Raw genomic sequence first — 15,418 nt, forward strand, 5'->3', positions numbered from 1 at the left:
CAATAACCGGGATGGGTTGCCTGATGGATGTCCGTAAGCTTGAGGCGTTTTGCAGGGTTTATGAGTTGGAGAATTTTTCAAAGGCTGGGGAGTTGATGTTTCTTTCTCAGCCGACTATCTCATCCCATGTGGCAAACCTGGAAGAGGAGTTGGGTGTCAGGCTATTCGACCGTATGGGTCGCAAGGTCATGGCCACTCAGGCCGGGCACGTACTCTATCGTAGCGCGAAATCCGTTTTTGAGACCCTTGAGCAAGCCAAGGCTTCTATTGAGTTGCTGCGTGACAAGGTGACGGGTGAGTTGCTGGTGGGGTGCTCAACTATTCCTTCCTATGCGCTTCTTCCGGAAATGCTGTCAGGCTTTAGCGTCCAATACCCCGAGGTCCGCTTCACCATTGAAACCCGCGATTCAGCCGAGGTCATCAAGCACGTAGCTTCAGGCGATTGGCCGGTCGGCATCGTCGGCAAGCGCCCTGAGGAGGACTCCCTTGCAGCCGAGCTGTTGGCGGAAGATGAAATCGTGGTTGTGGCTTCTGCAGACGCGACTTGGCTTCCTCCCGAAGAGGGGCCCATCTCTTTGGAGACATTGGTCAAACTGCCTTGGGTTATGCGCGAGAGGGGATCGGGGACTAGAAATGTACTTGAACTTGCCCTTAATAAAGCGGGCAAGTCCCTCCAGGCGCTCAATGTCCGTTGCCTGATCGATAGCACCTGCAATTCAATCGCCCACACGGTAGGTGGACTCGGTGTAACCGTAACGTCGCTGCTTGCCACCAAGGAGTTGTTGGATCGGGGTGAGCTCAAGCGTCTTGATGTTCCGGAATTGGCAGGAAAACGCCGTTTTTATCTGATCTACCACCGGGACAGGCACATGTTCCCCGCCTTGAAGACTTTTATTGATTACGCTCGACGGTAACAATAAGGCCCGGTGATTAACCGGGCCTTTTCTTATGGCAAAAAAGCCAGCGGCGGCACATCGGGTATCATTCCCTTGTCCGCAAGGTGTCGATAAAAGCGGGTAAGGCCTTCTAACTCACGTTCTCCGAACTCATAGACAAGCCCGTCGAAGTAGGAGCACATCTCGGTTTCGTTCAGACAGGAGTCACCTGCGGCTAGTACGCACATGTCGCCCAGGTGGTCGGAGCCCCAATGCCTCGCCTCAATGAGTTTGGCGCAGGCTTCGCGAATACGATCTCCATGAGCGGCCAGACTGTCGCGGCGGGCGATCCAGACGCCGAAGATAAAGGGTAGGCCCGTCAGGTCTCGCCATGCTTCCCCCAGGTCCACCCTGTGCGGATAATCCGGGTGGTAGCGCAGGTTAAGCGCCTCGTCGCCGATTGCCAGAATCGCGTCAGGGCGTTCTCCCTGTTCCAGTTGCGACGTAGCGTCTCCGGTTATGTATTCCACGGTAACATCCCATTCCAGCATAAGTATCTTGAGCAGTGCGGCCGAGGTGTGGGTCTGAGAGCTTACCAGCAATCGTTTCCCGGCCAGATCCTGGACCGGAAAGCGACTCAGCAGGAGTACGGACTGGACCGGTCCCCGACTACCAATGGCGATGTCAGGGATCAGATAGTACTTTTCCGGATGCCTCGCGTATTCGATGGATGAGGCTGCCGAAAGGTCCAGTTCGCCCGCATCCATCAGCTTGTTCAGTGCGGAAGGAGGGCCGGAAACGATGTCGAAGTCGTTGTCGATCAATCCGTTTTCCAACGGATGATAAATGGGGAGGACATTGAGATAGCCGATTTTCCCAAGGCGCATTATTTGGCCTCCAACAGAGTATAGTCCATGGTGCGTTGCCGAGGGGTGAACCCGGCGGCTTCAACCAGACGATGAATCTCTTCACGTGAAAGCCGGAACGCCACCCCGGCGGCCTTGACCACGTTTTCCTCGATCATGGTCGAGCCGAAGTCATTGCCGCCGAAATAGAGGGCGAGCTGGGCAATTTTTGGCCCCATGGTTACCCAGGAGACCTGGATGTTGTCCACATTGTCCAAAACGAGGCGTGAGATGGCGAGGGTGCGCAGATACTCCACGCTGGTCAGCTTGCGACAGTGGGGAAGTTCCGTGTGGTCCGGCTGGAAGGTCCAGGGTATGAATGCGGTGAAGCCGCCTGTCCGATCCTGGGTTTCGCGTACTGCGAATAGATGTTCCAGCCGCTGCTCCGGCGTCTCGAGATGACCGAACATCATGGTTGCGGTGGTTCGCAGCCCCTGATTATGGGCCTCCTCCATAACGTCCAGCCACTGCCCGGCAGGGCATTTGTTGGGCGCCACCTCCGAGCGGACTGCGTCCACCAGGATTTCGGCCCCGCCGCCAGGGATAGAGTCCAGTCCGGCCTCATGCAGACGTCGTATGACTTCGCTGATGGGAAGGTGCTCCTTCTCGCTCCAGAAGACGACCTCGGGCGGGGAGAAGGCGTGGATATGCACGTTGTAGTTGGCTTTGATATGCCGCAGCATGTCTTCGTACCAGGTGAGTGGCAGATCGGGGTGGTGCCCGCCCTGCATCAAAATTTGAGTCCCACCCAACTCCAGCGTCTCACGAATTTTTTCACCGATCTCCTCGAAAGAGAGCACGTATCCGCCATCCTCGTCTGGTTCCTTGTAGAACGCGCAGAACTTGCAGCAGCAGACGCAGATGTTGGAATAGTTGATGTTGCGGTCCACCACGTAGGTGACCATCGGCTCGGGATGTTTTGCCAGCCTAACAAGATGCGCCAATTGTCCGAGTTCATGGAAATCAGCCTCGGCATACAACGTCATGGCTTCGTCAAAATCAATCCGTTCGCCATTAACAATTTTATCCGAGATATTCTTCAATCGTTCCATTTTCGTTCCGCCGTCTGTTGTTTTCATCGCGAAGCGTGCCCAATAGTCTAGGAAGGGAGAGGGAGATGGAGGGCCGGTGAGGCGTCAGATCTCGTTGAAAAAGCCATCGCGCTCCACCGGAGTACAGCCGCAGCCCCGAATCATGTCGGTCAGTTCCCTTCGGGTCATCCCCTGTTCAGAGGTAGCTCCTGCTTCGTGGCCGATCTTTTCCTCGACCACCGTGCCGTCGAAGTCGTCCGCCCCGAACTTGAGCGCGGCCTGGGCCTGCTTGGTTCCAAGCATCACCCAGTAGGCTTTCACGTGCGGAACGTTGTCGAGCATGAGCCGGGCCACGGCTATGGTCTTGAGCTCATCCAGGCCGGTGAGAGGCTTTTCAATGGCGAGCTGGCTGTTCTCCGTCAGGAAGGGCAGCGGGATAAAACAGGTGTACCCGCCGCTACGATCCTGGGACTCACGCAGCCGGATCAGGTGATCCAGTCGGTCCTCCTCGGACTCTATGTGGCCGAAGAGCATGGTACAGTTGGTCTTGATGCCCAGGGAGTGGGCCTCTTCGTGCACGGCCAACCATTGCTCCGCAGTGGACTTGCGCGGGCAGATCTGTTGGCGGATTTCCGGCGCAAAGATTTCGGCCCCACCGCCGGGCAGCATATCCAGCCCCGCGTTTTTCAGGCGCGTGAGGACTTCTCGGGTAGTCTGGTTCTCCAGTTTCGCGAAATGGGCGATTTCCACGGCGGTGAAGCACTTGAGCACCACGCCGGGATACTGTTCCTTAACCGCGCGCAGGATGTCCTCGAAATAGGCCAGGTCGAGCCTGGGGTGGCAGCCGCCCACGATGTGGACCTCGCGCGGGGTCAGACCGCCGGTTTGGAGCTTGGCCAGGACCGCGTTCCGGTCGAGGACGAAACCGCCTTCCTGCCCTTCTTCGCGCTGGTAGGCGCAGAAGGTGCATCCATTGACGCAGACGTTGGTGTAGTTGACGTGCTGGTTGATGACGTAAAAGGCCTTATTGCCGTGCAACCGGGATCTGGCCTGGTTGGCCAGCGCGCCTACAGCCAGGGGCTCAGGGCAGGCGAAGAGCTTTTTGCCGTCCTCGAAGGAGAGCCGCTCCCCAGCATCGACTTTGGCCTTGATGCCGGCCAGTCCCATGTTTTCGTAAAAATCGCTTTTGAGCAGTTGCATGCGGACTCCTATGCGTTTCCCAGGCCGTGGCGCAGCAGGTCTGCGACGGCGCGGGCTTTGTCCTCTATGGTTCGTCCGACGGGCTCGATGCCCATGTCCAGTGAGGGCAGGGCGTGGCTTTGCAGGAACCTGTCCAGGGTGGAGTGGAGGGTGTATACCGTCATATCCCGGTCCAGGCCGGAGCGCAGTTGGCCTGAAGCTATGCCGTCGTCCACCAGCCGCCGCAAGTACTTGGCATGGGCCGCGCGGATTTCGCCGAGAAATTTGTCCCGCAGGGGGAAGGATTCGTTAAACAGCATCTTTAGATAGATGCTGTAGAGGTGCGGATGCGCGTCAATGAAGGCGCCGCTTGCGAGGAAACTCTGCTCGATGCGTTCGAAGAAGTCGCCTGAGCCGCTGTCGCGAATGGCTTTCAGAGGTTTCTTGAACTCGGCCACGGCCTGGCCGAAGAGGTATTCGAAGAGGCCTTCCTTGCTGCCGAAATACTTGAACAGCGAGCCCTTGGCGATGCCCAGCCGCTTGACGATACGGTTGACCGAAGCCTGATGGTAGCCGTGTTCGGCGAACTCCTCGGTGGCTTCGGCCAGGACGCGATTTCGTTTCTCATCCGGCAGGTTTTCAAATGTACTATTGGTCTCGCTCATGGTTCATCCCTTGCGCTTCAGTCCTGGTTCCGGTAGAGGTGACCAGGTGGTCACCATGAATAGCCGTGGCCGAGCGTTGTGTCAATAGCAATGGTGAAATACTGTTATTCAAGTGAGATATAATGAATAGAGCACTCAAGATGGGGTATTCCCCCTGCCCCAATGATACGTTCATCTTTCATGGCCTTGCCTCGGGTCTGGTGCCCTGGCCCGGCGGGCTGGACATCCTCCTGGCAGATGTCGAGGAACTCAACGCCCGGGCTGTTAAGGGTGAGCTGGACGTGGTCAAAGTTTCGGCGGCCGCCGCGGCGGAGATTCTGGATGAGTACGTGCTCCTGCGAGCGGGCGGCGCCATGGGTTACGGCGTGGGCCCCCTGCTGGTGTCGCGGGACCGTCGGGATGTCGCCTCGCTTGATGGCGCTACCGTGGCCATTCCGGGCCGCAGGACTACGGCCAATCTGCTGTTTGGGCTCTGCTGCAAGGAGGCCGGGGTGTCGGTGGAGTTGAAGGAGATGGTTTTTGACGAGGTCATGCCCGCCGTGGCGGCTGGCGAAGTTGACGCCGGGGTGGTCATTCACGAGGGAAGGTTCACCTTTGCCGAGCATGGCCTGACGCGGTTGCTCGATCTGGGGGCGTTCTGGGAGGAGCACACCGGACTGCCCATTCTTCTCGGGGCCATAGCCATCCGGCGTTCGCTGGGCATGGACACGGCCCGGCGGATGAATGAGGCCATTCGGCAGAGCCTGCTCGCGGCGAGGGAGAATCCCGAGCGCGCCAGGGCCTACATCAAAAGTCATGCCCAGGAGATGGATGACAATGTGATCCGGGAGCACATCAGGACTTTTGTCACGGACTATAGCCTGGACGTGGGTGATGCCGGAGCTGGCGCGGTTGAGCGACTGTTGCGTGAAGCCGGGGCCACGGTGGAGGACGTATTTATTGAGCTCTGATTTGCCGTTGAATGGATTTGAAGAATTAGCCAGGAGAGCGCTTGTGACGAGCGCCGTTGAGACGATTAAAGCCGCCTAAGGGCGGCTTTATTTTTTTTGGGGGGGGGGAGGAGAAATGGAGAGGGTTAGGCCGTTTTCTTCTCCTGAGTCAGATAGACCCCGGCAATGACTAGGGCAGAGGCAGCGTATTGGATCAGGTTGAGCCGTTCGCCGAGGAAGATAAAGCCCAGAGCCAGGGTGATGACCGGGATCAGGTTGATGAAGGCCGAGGCCTGGCTGGCCGATATCTTTGACATACCGTAGTTGTAGAGGCCGTAGGCCCCGATGGTGACGAAGATGCCGAGATAGGCGATGGCCATAAATCCGATGAGTGAGAACTGGGTCGGTAGCTCTGTGCTGGGCAGGAAGAGCAGGGGGAAATAGAACAGGGAGCCGACAAAGGCCTGGATCATAGTCAGGAACCAGGGATTGTAGCGGGGCATCAGTCCCTTGAGGGTAACCATGTAGCCCGTGGCGCAGACCATGGCCAGGAATTCGAGGAAGTTGCCCAAAATGGGGTTGGGGGCCGTTTCCGTAGACTGGGCTGCGGCGGAGAGGACAAATGCGCCGGCAATGGCCAGTCCGAATCCGGATAGGGTCCGCCGGGTGATGTGCTCGCCCAGGAAGAAGCGGGCGGCGACAGCGACCATGATCGGGAGCAGGGCGGTGATCATACCCGCCTGAGAAGCGTCGGTGTAGGTCAGGGACAGGGCCTCGAAAATGAAATAGAGTCCCGGTTCGCAGATGCCCATGAAGGCGAGCAGCTTCCAGTCGCCTTTGCGGTATTCGACGTTGCTAAGGGATTTGCAGACGGTCAGGAAGCAAAGGGAGGCCATGAACATGCGGCCGAAGATGACCACCATGGGATCGAAATGGCGGAAGCCAACTTTGAGGGCGATAAAGGAACTGGCCCAGAGAAAGGCCGCCATACAGAGCGCCAGGAGCGCCTTGCCCTTGCCTTGTGTATCCGTCATGTGAGTCGCCTTGTGCTAGGGTTCGGGAGGTGCAGGTCTATCACCCTTTGAGCAGGTTGGGAATACTCGGGATCATCATATGTTAAGATGCTCTTGATCAGATTTGGCTATGGGCCGAAAACAGAAAAAGCCCTGCCGAAACGGCAGGGCTTTTTCCGGTGTTCTTCGCAGGCCCTGGCTAGTGGGGGCAGACTGCCAGGACGTTGACGGGCTTATATCCGTTCTGGGGATTCAGGGCATACCGGCAACCGAGGTGGGAGCCGGGACGCTTGTGGGCGATATCTTCTTCGCTGCCCAGATAGAAGGGGCAGGAGTTGGAGTTGCAGATGAGAATGACGTCCCAGCCGGTCTCCGGCGGCGGAAGCCAAGGCTCCATGGGCTTGCCGCAGTGGGGGCAATTGCGGTCTTCCAGCTCGGTGACGATTCCGGCATATTCGTGAATAACCATGATATCTCCTTTCCGGCGCGCGCGGCGCAGGTTTCGTGGTCTTGTGGGAAGATAAAGCCTGTAGCGCTCCCGTCAAGGGGCGGATGATCAACTTTCTTCGTCTTCGGGAAATTCGCGTAACAGCTTGAACAGGGCTCGGGCATTCTTGGACGGCTTCCCGCTCGCCTTCTCCCTTCTCGCGCCGAGCACGAGTTGGCGCAGCCGCTGCCCGTCTTCCGGGTGGGTTTCGAAAAGTTCCTGGAGCAGGTCATCGTCCCCGTCCACCAGGGCATCGCGTATTTTCTCCAGACGATGAAATTTTTCGGTCTTGACCTGGTGGCCCTGGTGGGCCGCCTCCACGATCTCTCTTACGTGGCTTGTGTCAAAGGTGCGCATGAGCTTGCCCACGTATTGCATGTGGCGACGCCTGGCCTCGTGCTTGGTCAGTTTTTTGATGAGCAGCAACGCTTTCTCAACCTCGGGCGGGAGGTTGGCTTCCTTGACGACGCGGTCGCCCAGGGCGGCCAGATCGCCGCCGAGCTGTTGCAGGTCGTGCATGTCGCGCTTGAGCTGTGAGCGGCTCGGGCGCTCCTCTCTCTCGTCGAACTCCTCGGGTGCGTATAAATCTCTTTTTTGTTTTTTTCTCATGGATTACCGGGTAAGTGGCGCGGTTTTGAGGTCTTGCTCCAACTGGTCGAAAATGGCCTGGACGCCTTGTGTCATGGCCTGGACCAGTTGCGCCGGGTCAGGGGCGGCAAAGGGCACCCGCTGGTGATAGTTTCCGGAAAAGATGACCTCGTTGCCGGAAGTGGCTTCGTCCACCACGAAGAACTGCATGTCAACCACCGCAGCGGGCGAGTCCGATGAATAGTCGCCATAGAGGGCGTTGACAACCCCCTCCAGGGTGAGGGAGGGCACCACCAGGCTGCCTGGCTCGACAATGTGCGCGAACCGGCCCGAGGCGGCAAGCCAGTGGCGGAGTTCCGCCGTCAGGTTGTTGCCCGGCGTGACGAAGAACAGGTTGTAGAAATCCGATTCGATGCGTCCGTCCCGCATCTGGTAGACCAGCTCGCGGGTGTCGTAGAGCTCGGACACGCTCAGGCGGCGGACCTTGAGGATCGTGTCGTCCTGTGGGGGCACGGCCTCTGCGGTCCTCTCGGGTGTAATACGGTAGTATCGTTTCACCAAGGGCTGGCCGCCCAGCTTGACGCAGGCGGCGGCAGCCAGGGCCAGGGCCAGAAATAAAATGGGGATACGGATGTGTTTCATGGCGTATTCCGGGTTAAGGGGTGCCGGAGCCGGCCTTTTCGGGCGGCTGGCCGAAGAAGACGCCGGACGGATAGCGCTTGGCATCGCCGGAGAGTTCCTTGAGGTTTTGCATTACTTGCCTGGCGTCTTCGAGGATGGCGTGAATGTTTGACTCCTCGCCCGCCACCACCGAGTTCAGTCGGTTGGCCAGGGCGTGGACCTTGCCCACGGCTGCGGCCAGATCTCCTGAAGCGCGAGCCACGTTCTCCAGAGCCGGAGCAATCTCCGCCATGGCCTTTTTCATGCGCGGGTCAGTCAGTGTCTTGTTCAGGGAGTCGGCCGTCTTCTTGAAGCTGGCCATGGCCTTATTGGCTTCGGCTGCGGCGGCTATGACGTCGTCCGCGGCACCGTTGACGATCTTGTTGACGCCCGCTACGGCTCCCACCACTTCGGGGATGAGGCGCTCCAGCTCGGGGTCGGCCATCAGTTCGTTGACACGAGCTATGAGGGTATTGGTCTCCTTGAGGATTGAGAGCATGCGGTTGCCCGCTTCCTTGCCGCCCTCGGCTCGCATGAAGTTGTCGATGGTGTCGACGATGGACTTGACGTCCTCGACGATGCTGGTGATGTCGCCCTGCTTGATGCCGCTCAGGGTCTGGGAAATGGTCGTCACTGCGCCTTCGATGCGGCCAAGGGTGCTGGGCACGGACGGGACGTAGGCCACGTCGGGTGTCCAATCGATGGACAGGGGAGGGTTGGATTCGGGGTCGACATAGACGAAGTTGAGGAAGAGCTGGCCGGTCAACCCCAGCGAGGTGGGACGAACCCTCAGGCCGGTAGTCACTTCCTTGTTCAGTGAGGAACGGAATTCCTCGTAATCCTGGTCCTGGAAGAGGTCCGGGTTGATGTCGCATTCCACCAGCACATAGCGGGCGTCAGTGTCATTCGCTTCCTGGTACTTGTTGTTCACGAAATTGATAGCCGCCACCCTGCCTATGGCCACGCCGCGCAGCTTCACCGGCGAGCCTACCTCAAGGCCGTTTACCGATTCATTGAAGTAGCTTTCCACAATGAAGGTGGTCTGAAAGTAGCGGCCCGCGCCGAGGATGATGACCACGGCCACCAGCATGCAGGTGCCGACAACGATGAAGGCTCCGAGTTTGAAGTAGTCGTGTTTGCGCATTATCGAGCAACCTTGCCTTGCGACGGGGAGGCATTGTCCGTCATGTTGCGGTCCGCTTCCACGCCGTCCGTTTTGCCCAGTGAAGGCATGCGGTGGAAGAATCGTTTCACGAAGATGTTGTCCGAGGTGTCGCGCAGAACCTTGGGGTCGCCTTCGGCCACGATGGACCGCACCTCCTTGTCCAGCATGATAACGCGATCCGCGGTTTTGTAAATGGATTCCAGTTCGTGGGTAACTATGACGAAGGTAATCCCCAGGGTCTCGGAGAGGTTGAGGATCAGGTCGTCCAGCTCCGCCGAGGAGATGGGGTCCAGCCCTGCGCCGGGTTCGTCAAGAAAGAGGATTTCAGGGTCCAGTGCCATGGCCCGGGCTATGGCGGCCCGTTTTTTCATGCCGCCGGAGAGGGCGGCCGGGAGCTTGTAGAAGGCGTTTTCCAGGTTGACCATGGCCAGCTTGGACTTGCCGATCATATCCCTGGCCTCCCGCGGCAGGTCCGTGAATTCTTCCAGCGGAAGCATGACGTTTTGCAACAGGGACATGGAGCCGAACAGGGCGCCCATCTGGTACATGACGCCGAATTTGCGGATGATGGCGGCGCGCTCATCACCTGTGGCCGAGATCAGGTCCCGGCCGTCGAACTCGACGCTTCCGGACATGGGTTGATAGAGCCCGATCATGTTTTTGAGCAGAGTGGATTTGCCGCAGCCCGAGCCACCCAGGATTACGAACACTTCCCCGGGCATGACGTCGAAGGAGACGTTTTCCACGACCACGGTGTCGCCGTATCCGCAAGTCAGGTCGCGCACGCTGATGATCGGTTTGCCTCTCTGCTTCATGGCTACCATCCCATATAATAGAAAGCCATGGCGAAGATGCCGTCGGCAAAGGCGATGAGGATGATGCCCGAGACCACCGCGCTGGTGGTGGACAGGCCGACGGCGCTGGCGCCGCTACGGGTTTGCAGTCCGCGCAGGCAGCCGACTCCAGCCACCAGAACGGCGAAGACGAAAGCCTTGATCATGCCGCCCCAGAAATCGAGAAAATCAAGATAGGCGAAGACCCGCGAGGTGAAGGTGACCAGGGGAAATCCGAGGGAGAGCATTACCACCGCACCGCCCACCAGGCTGGCCATGTTGAAGAAGATGGTCATGAGCGGGATCATGAATAGGGCGGAGAGAAGTTTGGGCACGACCATGAAGCGCATGGGTGAGAGTCCCATGGTGGTCAACGCGTCCAGTTCCTCATTGATCTTCATGGTGCCAATCTCGGCGGCGAAGGCCGAACCGGACCTGGCCGCCAGGAGAATGGAGGTGACCAGCGGTCCCATTTCGCGGAACATGACCAGGCCGAGCATGTTGGGGACGAAGATTTCTCCGCCGAACCGTTCCAGGCTGACCGCCGATTGGAAAGACATGATCAAGCCCATAAGGAAGCCGATCAGGGTGATGATGAACAGGGAGTCCACGCCCACGTTGAGGCAGGAGAGAAGTACGTCCTTCCATCGGACTCTCGTCGGATGCATGACCGACTGAAACAGTATGACCGTGGCTTCGCCCACGAAGGCGATCATCTCGTAGAGAGCGCGAAAGACCTCTTCGGTGGCCATGGCCACGGCCACGAATATACCGCGTCTCTCCTTGGATTTTTTGGGCGACCAGCAGGGGAGTTCGTAGCGCCAGACCAGCTCCACCAGTCGCTGCTGGTCGTCGGTCAGGTTGGTCAGTTCCAGGCTTCCGCCCGAACAAACGGCCTTTTCCCTGATCTTGAGCAGCAGAGCCAGGCCCGCGCCGTCAAGATAGTCCACCTCTCCGCAGTCGACCAGCACCGAGCGGGGCATGCCGTCGGCCAGTGGGGCCACGGCGTCGTCCCAGACCGCTGCCGTCCCCGGCGCGTCAAGGCGTCCCGCAAGCGTGATCCGCAGGCCGTTGACATCGGGCTGTACCGTGACGCGGGCTTCGGGATGCATGGCGGTCGGTCTTTGCTGGGGCAACGTGGTCTCGTCGGTTAGGTTGTTGAAAGCGGTTAGAGGCCCTGATCTCCAAATATATCTGATGACTTGATAAATGGAAAGTAGCGTATTTTGCTTTATTCGGAATTATAAGTTTCTTTCTTGGAGGTCAATTCCCGGCACGGGACTCCCCCTGTGTGGCGGCGTGGGAGCATGGAGGGGGAATGGCCATACTGTATTGAAGTCTATTATGATTTTACAAGGAATGGGCACGTGGGAGCAAGTTTGGCCTTGCGGAAATCGGAGGTGCAAAATGGCAGTCAGGCCATTCGCGGGAGAGAGTTGACAAACACAAAAAAGAATATTATTTGTTCAGACCATGATAAACAGAAAAATTGACGATCTTGATCTTAAGATTCTGAACATACTTCAGGACGATGGCAAGGTGTCCAACGCCGAAATCGCTCGCAAGGTGGGCAAGGCTCCTTCCGCCGTGCTGGAACGGGTCCGCAAACTCAGGCGCAATGGCATCATCAAGGGATACGAGTGCATCGTGGACCACAAGATGCTCGGCCGCGCCCTGACCGCCTTCACTTCCATCCGCGTGGAGGAAGGCGTGGGAGCCACCGAGGTGGGGGCCAAGCTGGCCGAACTGCCCGAAGTGCTGGAGGTGCACTATACGGCAGGACGGGATTCCTACCTGGTCAAGGTCCGTGTCGAGGACACCGAGTCACTCCAGGCGACCCTAGCCAAGTTCGGGACCATTTCCGCCGTACGCGATACCAACTCCACCATTGTGCTGACAACGGTGAAGGAGTCGCGGGTAATTCCACTACCAACAAACGACGAATAGACTATACGACAAGGAGTTTTCAATGACTACTGAAATCCGCTCCCTGGACCCGAGAATCATAACTCGGGGCAGGGAGTTTTTTTCGTCCATTTCCGGCGAATCTCCTTCGGTTTTCAACAAGGGGTGGTGGACCGGAAAAGTCATGGATTGGGCCATGAAAAACGATGAATTCAAGGTCCAAATGTTCAGGTTTGTTGATGTTCTTCCTTACCTGAACACCTCGGAGTCCCTTTCGCGCCATATTGAAGAATATTTCGCGGGTGACGACTCCAACATCCCTGACGTGCTCAAATGGGGTGCTACAAAGACCAAAATCGGCGGTGGTCTCATCGCCAAGGTACTGAACAAGACCATCCGCTCCAACATCGAATCCATGGCCCGCCAGTTCATCATCGGACAGGAGGCCAAGGAGGCGGTCAAGGGCATCAAGAAACTGCGCAAGGATGGGTTTACCTTTGTCCTTGATTTGCTTGGCGAAGCCACTGTCTCCGAGAAGGAGTCCGACGCCTACCGCGACGGCTACATGGACGTGCTCGAAGCCATCCACAAGGAGCTCGGAAAATGGAAGCCCCTGGGCGGCGGTTCCGGCAGTCGCGACTGGGGCCACGCTCCCATGGTCAACGTGGCCGTCAAGCCGTCCGCATTTTATTCTCAGTCCAAACCGGTGGACATGGAGGGCACCGTGGAGGGCATGATATCGCGCATCGAGCCCATCTACCGCAAGGTCATGGACATGGGCGGATTCATGTGCATCGACATGGAGCAGCTCAAGTACAAGGACGCCACCATAGAGCTCTACAAACGGTTGCGCACCAAATATCCCGACTACGAAAATATCGGTCTCGTCTTTCAGGCCTACCTGCGTTGTACCGAGGATGACGTCCGCGAGTTCCTGGATTGGTCCCGCGAGAAGAAGCTTCCGGTCTCCATTCGTCTGGTCAAGGGCGCATACTGGGACTACGAGACCGTCATGGCCAAGCAGAACGGCTGGCCTGTACCTGTCTGGACCCACAAGCCCGAATCGGACATGGCCTATGAGCGCATCGCCAAGATGATTCTGGAGAATAACGACATTTGCCATTTCGCCTGTGCCTCGCACAACATCCGCACCATCTCCGCCGTCATGGAGCTGGCCGCCGAGCTGAAAGTGCCCGAGGAAAGGTACGAGTTCCAGGTTCTCTACGGGATGGCCGAACCGGTCCGCAAAGGGCTCAAGAACGTTGCCAAGCGCGTCCGGCTCTATTGCCCCTATGGCGATCTTCTGCCCGGTATGGCCTACCTGGTCCGTCGCCTGCTGGAAAACACGGCCAACGAATCCTTCCTCAAGCAGACCTTTGCCGACGAGGCGGACATGGACCGGCTGCTGGAGAATCCGGAAGAGACCCTGCGCCGCCAGTTGGAAGGCGCGTGCATTACCCGGGAGGAGGAATCGGGACTGCCCAGGTTCAACAACCATCCGGTAGTCGACTTCACTCTTGAGGCCGAGCGCAATGCCTTTCCCAAATCCATCGCCAAGGTTCGAGCGGCGGCAGGTGGCAGGGTGCCGCTGTTCATCAACGGACAGGAGGTGGTTACGGACGACACCCTCGACTCCTACAACCCGGCAGACCCGACCGAGATCATCGGCACTGTCTGTCAGGCCGGGACAGACGAGGTGGCCCGCGCGGTGGAGGCCGCTTCCGAGGCATACCTAGCCTGGCGCGACGTGACTCCCGAGGAGCGCGCGGAGGCCCTGCTCAAGGCGTCCCGCTATCTTCAGGACAACATCCATGACCTTTGCGCCCTTCAGGTGCTCGAGGTGGGCAAGCAGTGGGATCAGGCTCACGCCGATGTGGGTGAGGCCATCGATTTCCTCGAATACTATGCCCGCGAGATGATCCGTCTCGGTTCTCCCCGCCGCATGGGGCACGCACCCGGCGAGATGTCTCATCTCTTCTACCAGGGCAAGGGTGTGGCCGCAGTCATCGCGCCTTGGAACTTTCCGTTGGCCATCTCCGTGGGTATGGTCTCCGCGGCCATAGTCAGTGGCTGCCCTGTAGTCTATAAGCCCGCCGGTCCCTCCTCCTGCGTAGGCGGCAAGCTGGTGGATATGTGGAAGGCCGCCGGACTGCCCGACGGCGTCTTCAACTTCTGTCCGGGGCGCGGATCGGTCATGGGCGACCACCTGGTCGACCATCCTAGCGTCTCGGTCATCGCCTTCACCGGGTCCATGGAAGTGGGCCTGCGCATCCAGGAGCGCGCTGCCGTGGTCCAGCCGGGCCAGCAGCAGTGCAAGCGCGTCATCGCCGAGATGGGCGGCAAGAACGCCACCATTATTGATGATGACGCCGACCTGGACGAGGCCGTGCTCGGAGTGCTTTACGCGGCCTTCGGCTTCCAGGGGCAGAAGTGCTCCGCCTGTTCGCGGGTCATTGTGCTGGATTCCATCTATGACCGTTTCGTGGAGCGGCTGACCGAGGCCGCCCAGTCCGTCAAACTCGGGCCGGCCGAGGACCCGGCCAACTATATGGGCCCGGTGGTGGACAAGGCCGCCCAGGAAAACGTCCTGCGCTACGTGGGCATCGCCGAAAAGGAAGGGCGTGTGCTGGTCAAGCGCAAGGCTCCCTCCGAGTTTACGTCCAAGGGCGGATGCTACGTGCCTCTCACCATCGTGGAGAACATCACCAAGGACGACCGTCTGGCACAGGAAGAGGTCTTCGGCCCGGTTCTTTCGGTCATGCGTGCCAAGGATATGGACGAGGCGCTGGACATCGCCAATTCCACCCGCTTCGCCCTGACCGGTGCGATTTACTCCCGTAGCCCCAAACATCTGGAGCGCGCCTACCGGGAATTCCGCGTGGGCAACCTCTATCTGAACAAGCCCTCGGTCGGCGCTCTTGTGGAGCGGCATGCCTTCGGCGGGTTCAAGATGTCCGGGGTGGGCTCCAAGTCCGGCGGCCCTGATTATCTGTTGCAATTCCTTGACCCTCGTTTGGTCTGCGAAAACACCATCCGTCGTGGTTTCGCTCCCATTGAGGAGGACGATGACTGGTTGAGCTGATCCGGGGTAGTCATCACACGAGAAAGCAGCCCTGCCGACGATTGTCGGCAGGGCTTTTTTGTGCTCGGGAGCGTTGCTTTTCTCTTTCGAGAGGAAATGGT

At 58.7% G+C, this 15,418-nt stretch carries 15 protein-coding genes; 4 read left to right on the forward strand and 11 right to left on the reverse strand.

Features of this window, described 5'->3' with window-relative positions:
* The first annotated feature begins 23 nt into the window (after positions 1-23).
* Positions 24-914: a selenium metabolism-associated LysR family transcriptional regulator gene (locus GM415_RS11830; RefSeq protein ID WP_158948413.1), complete on the forward strand. Its 891-nt coding sequence runs from the start codon at positions 24-26 to the stop codon at positions 912-914.
* A gap of 32 nt (positions 915-946) precedes the next feature.
* On the opposite strand, the gene GM415_RS11835 is transcribed toward GM415_RS11830, so the two are convergent.
* The 4 genes from GM415_RS11835 to GM415_RS11850 all read right to left on the reverse strand — a co-directional run bounded on the left by GM415_RS11835 (position 947) and on the right by GM415_RS11850 (position 4,655).
* Entirely contained in the window at positions 947-1,762 is an 816-nt protein-coding gene (locus GM415_RS11835; RefSeq protein ID WP_158948415.1) for a menaquinone biosynthetic enzyme MqnA/MqnD family protein, read from the reverse strand.
* Positions 1,762-2,832, reverse strand: coding sequence for a cyclic dehypoxanthinyl futalosine synthase (mqnC, locus tag GM415_RS11840; protein WP_158948417.1), 1,071 nt, complete (start codon positions 2,830-2,832; stop codon positions 1,762-1,764). Before mqnC ends, GM415_RS11835 begins: the two co-directional genes overlap by 1 nt.
* Positions 2,833-2,916: 84 nt before the next feature.
* The gene (gene mqnE, locus GM415_RS11845) at positions 2,917-4,011 is read right to left on the reverse strand and encodes an aminofutalosine synthase MqnE (protein ID WP_158948419.1); all 1,095 of its coding nucleotides are present in this window, start codon (positions 4,009-4,011) and stop codon (positions 2,917-2,919) included.
* An 8-nt stretch (positions 4,012-4,019) separates the two neighbouring features.
* Positions 4,020-4,655, reverse strand: a complete 636-nt coding sequence (locus GM415_RS11850; protein WP_158948421.1) for a TetR/AcrR family transcriptional regulator — start codon at positions 4,653-4,655, stop codon at positions 4,020-4,022.
* A 122-nt stretch (positions 4,656-4,777) separates the two neighbouring features.
* Here GM415_RS11850 and GM415_RS11855 point away from each other — a divergent pair, with 122 nt between their 5' ends.
* Complete coding sequence (locus GM415_RS11855; protein WP_158948423.1) at positions 4,778-5,605, forward strand: 1,4-dihydroxy-6-naphtoate synthase; 828 nt, start codon at positions 4,778-4,780, stop codon at positions 5,603-5,605.
* A gap of 125 nt (positions 5,606-5,730) precedes the next feature.
* Here the strand turns inward: GM415_RS11855 and GM415_RS11860 are convergent, their stop codons facing one another.
* The 7 genes from GM415_RS11860 to GM415_RS11890 all read right to left on the reverse strand — a co-directional run bounded on the left by GM415_RS11860 (position 5,731) and on the right by GM415_RS11890 (position 11,466).
* Entirely contained in the window at positions 5,731-6,618 is an 888-nt protein-coding gene (locus GM415_RS11860; protein WP_158948425.1) for a DMT family transporter, read from the reverse strand.
* A 178-nt stretch (positions 6,619-6,796) separates the two neighbouring features.
* Positions 6,797-7,066, reverse strand: coding sequence for a hypothetical protein (locus GM415_RS11865; RefSeq protein ID WP_158948427.1), 270 nt, complete (start codon positions 7,064-7,066; stop codon positions 6,797-6,799).
* Positions 7,067-7,153: 87 nt separating this feature from the next.
* Positions 7,154-7,693 (reverse strand): ribosome biogenesis factor YjgA, encoded by a 540-nt coding sequence (gene yjgA / locus GM415_RS11870; RefSeq protein ID WP_158948429.1) that lies wholly within the window; start codon positions 7,691-7,693, stop codon positions 7,154-7,156.
* A gap of 3 nt (positions 7,694-7,696) precedes the next feature.
* The gene (locus GM415_RS11875) at positions 7,697-8,314 is read right to left on the reverse strand and encodes an ABC-type transport auxiliary lipoprotein family protein (protein WP_158948431.1); all 618 of its coding nucleotides are present in this window, start codon (positions 8,312-8,314) and stop codon (positions 7,697-7,699) included.
* Between the two features lie 13 nt (positions 8,315-8,327).
* Positions 8,328-9,476, reverse strand: coding sequence for an MlaD family protein (locus GM415_RS11880; RefSeq protein ID WP_242012235.1), 1,149 nt, complete (start codon positions 9,474-9,476; stop codon positions 8,328-8,330).
* Complete coding sequence (locus tag GM415_RS11885) at positions 9,476-10,312, reverse strand: ABC transporter ATP-binding protein (RefSeq protein ID WP_158948433.1); 837 nt, start codon at positions 10,310-10,312, stop codon at positions 9,476-9,478. Before GM415_RS11885 ends, GM415_RS11880 begins: the two co-directional genes overlap by 1 nt.
* A 2-nt stretch (positions 10,313-10,314) precedes the next feature.
* Positions 10,315-11,466, reverse strand: coding sequence for an ABC transporter permease (locus GM415_RS11890; RefSeq protein ID WP_338419777.1), 1,152 nt, complete (start codon positions 11,464-11,466; stop codon positions 10,315-10,317).
* Positions 11,467-11,803: 337 nt separating this feature from the next.
* On the opposite strand from GM415_RS11890, the gene GM415_RS11895 reads away from it, so the two are divergent.
* Both GM415_RS11895 and GM415_RS11900 read left to right on the forward strand, forming a co-directional pair.
* On the forward strand, positions 11,804-12,277 hold the full coding sequence (locus GM415_RS11895) for an Lrp/AsnC family transcriptional regulator (RefSeq protein WP_158948435.1): 474 nt from the start codon (positions 11,804-11,806) through the stop codon (positions 12,275-12,277).
* A gap of 22 nt (positions 12,278-12,299) precedes the next feature.
* Positions 12,300-15,317 carry a proline dehydrogenase family protein gene (locus tag GM415_RS11900; RefSeq protein ID WP_158948437.1) on the forward strand — a complete coding sequence of 1,006 codons (3,018 nt, stop codon included), beginning with the start codon at positions 12,300-12,302 and terminating at the stop codon, positions 15,315-15,317.
* The last annotated feature ends 101 nt before the right edge of the window (positions 15,318-15,418 follow it).

The sequence above is a fragment of the Pseudodesulfovibrio cashew genome (assembly GCF_009762795.1).
In the GTDB taxonomy this organism is placed as follows: Bacteria; Desulfobacterota; Desulfovibrionia; order Desulfovibrionales; family Desulfovibrionaceae; genus Pseudodesulfovibrio; species Pseudodesulfovibrio cashew.

Excerpts from the sequence above, each read along its gene's own strand:
- yjgA (WP_158948429.1), bottom strand. The coding sequence starts at position 7,693 with ATGAGAAAAAAACAAAAAAGAGATTTATACGCACCCGAGGAGTTCGAC.
- GM415_RS11895 (WP_158948435.1), top strand. The coding sequence starts at position 11,804 with ATGATAAACAGAAAAATTGACGATCTTGATCTTAAGATTCTGAACATA.
- GM415_RS11860 (WP_158948425.1), bottom strand. The coding sequence starts at position 6,618 with ATGACGGATACACAAGGCAAGGGCAAGGCGCTCCTGGCGCTCTGTATG.
- GM415_RS11835 (WP_158948415.1), bottom strand. The coding sequence starts at position 1,762 with ATGCGCCTTGGGAAAATCGGCTATCTCAATGTCCTCCCCATTTATCAT.
- mqnC (WP_158948417.1), bottom strand. The coding sequence starts at position 2,832 with ATGGAACGATTGAAGAATATCTCGGATAAAATTGTTAATGGCGAACGG.
- GM415_RS11850 (WP_158948421.1), bottom strand. The coding sequence starts at position 4,655 with ATGAGCGAGACCAATAGTACATTTGAAAACCTGCCGGATGAGAAACGA.
- GM415_RS11855 (WP_158948423.1), top strand. The coding sequence starts at position 4,778 with ATGAATAGAGCACTCAAGATGGGGTATTCCCCCTGCCCCAATGATACG.
- mqnE (WP_158948419.1), bottom strand. The coding sequence starts at position 4,011 with ATGCAACTGCTCAAAAGCGATTTTTACGAAAACATGGGACTGGCCGGC.
- GM415_RS11875 (WP_158948431.1), bottom strand. The coding sequence starts at position 8,314 with ATGAAACACATCCGTATCCCCATTTTATTTCTGGCCCTGGCCCTGGCT.
- GM415_RS11880 (WP_242012235.1), bottom strand. The coding sequence starts at position 9,476 with ATGCGCAAACACGACTACTTCAAACTCGGAGCCTTCATCGTTGTCGGC.
- GM415_RS11830 (WP_158948413.1), top strand. The coding sequence starts at position 24 with ATGGATGTCCGTAAGCTTGAGGCGTTTTGCAGGGTTTATGAGTTGGAG.
- GM415_RS11885 (WP_158948433.1), bottom strand. The coding sequence starts at position 10,312 with ATGAAGCAGAGAGGCAAACCGATCATCAGCGTGCGCGACCTGACTTGC.
- GM415_RS11865 (WP_158948427.1), bottom strand. The coding sequence starts at position 7,066 with ATGGTTATTCACGAATATGCCGGAATCGTCACCGAGCTGGAAGACCGC.
- GM415_RS11900 (WP_158948437.1), top strand. The coding sequence starts at position 12,300 with ATGACTACTGAAATCCGCTCCCTGGACCCGAGAATCATAACTCGGGGC.